This window comes from Allokutzneria sp. NRRL B-24872 (genome assembly GCF_002155965.1).
Classification (GTDB): domain Bacteria; phylum Actinomycetota; class Actinomycetes; order Mycobacteriales; family Pseudonocardiaceae; genus Allokutzneria.
The window spans coordinates 1-827 of the sequence record NZ_MUMH01000346.1; the positions used below are offsets into that span (position 1 = coordinate 1).

2 protein-coding genes are annotated in these 827 nt (G+C 68.8%); both read right to left on the minus strand.

What is annotated here, in order from left to right; genetic code table 11:
- A partial coding sequence (locus tag CCN37_RS37955) for an SDR family NAD(P)-dependent oxidoreductase (RefSeq protein ID WP_143262055.1) occupies positions 1-478 on the minus strand: 478 nt, incomplete at its 3' end.
- A gap of 5 nt (positions 479-483) precedes the next feature.
- On the minus strand, positions 484-827 hold a 344-nt coding region (locus tag CCN37_RS37960), incomplete at its 5' end, for an aldehyde dehydrogenase family protein (protein WP_143262056.1).

Sequence of the window (827 nt, forward strand, 5' to 3'; positions counted from 1 at the left end):
CGCCGCCCTTGGACGCGGTGTAGGAGATCTGCGAGGTCGCGGCGCCCATCACGGCCACGAACGACGCGGTGTTGATGATGGAGCCCTTCCCGGCCTCCTGCATGTACGGCAGCACGTACTTGCAGCACAGGTACACGGAGGTGAGGTTGATCTGCTGGACCCGCTGCCACGCCTTGAGGCCGGTGGTGAGGATCGAGTCGTCCTCGGGCGGGGAGATGCCCGCGTTGTTGAACGCGATGTCGATCCGCCCGTGAAGACCGTGCACGGCCGCGTACAACCGCCGCACGTCCTCCTCGTTGGCCACGTCGGCGTACTGGAAGTCGCCGTTGACCTCCCGGGCGGCGGCCTCACCCGCGGACGAGTCGACGTCGACGATCACGACCCTCGCGCCCTCCTCGGCGAAGCGCCTGGCAGTGGCGAGCCCGATGCCGCTGGCGCCGCCGGTGATCACGGCGACCCTGTCCTGGAGACGTTGCATGGTCCTCATTCCTCCGTTGCCACAAAGACGTTCTTGACCTCGGTGAAGCCGTCCAGCGCGTCGGGGCCCAGCTCCCGGCCGAGGCCGGACTGCTTGAAACCGCCGAACGGCGTGGAGAACCGGACCGAGGAGTGGGAGTTCACCGAAAGGTTCCCCGCTTCGACGGCACGGGAGACGCGCAGTGCCCGGCCGACGTCGCGGGTCCAGATCGAGCCGGACAGGCCGTACTCCGTGTCGTTGGCCAACCGCACGGCGTCGGCCTCGTCCTCGAACGGCAGCACGGACACGACGGGGCCGAAGACCTCCTCGCGCCACGCGCGGTCGCGCTCGTCCAAGGGCAGCAGAACCG